Source organism: Oleiphilus sp. HI0061, from assembly GCF_001635675.1.
The window spans coordinates 1-270 of sequence record NZ_LWFE01000845.1 but is presented as its reverse complement, the minus strand read 5'-3'; the positions used below and the strand labels follow the sequence as shown (position 1 = coordinate 270).

The window sequence follows — 270 nt, the reverse complement described above, 5'->3', positions numbered from 1 at the left end:
GTGCAGGGAGTAATGGCTTATTGGAAGGGTGCATCAGCTTGATTCAGGTTTGAAATCAAAAGAATCGGGTGAAAGAAAGATTTACCTTCCAATGGTTTTTGTTGTTAACAATAGGGCTGTTATATAGCGAGGAGTCCAGCCAGGAATGTGTCACGCTGGCAAGGGTAAAGCCTTTGAGAAAAATTGGCGTTGCAAAGTTAAGGCTAACAGACGGATTGATCGACGTGTTGGGAGTGTAAGCTTGTCTATCTGAATTGGATTCGTGATCGC

Annotated in this window: 1 protein-coding gene; it reads right to left on the bottom strand. The window is 43.7% G+C overall.

The genetic code is table 11. The features are described 5' to 3' along the window. Window positions 1-55 precede the first annotated feature (55 nt). Window positions 56-270 (bottom strand): MipA/OmpV family protein (locus tag A3735_RS28850; protein WP_197485825.1); only part of this gene is annotated, 215 nt, incomplete at its 5' end.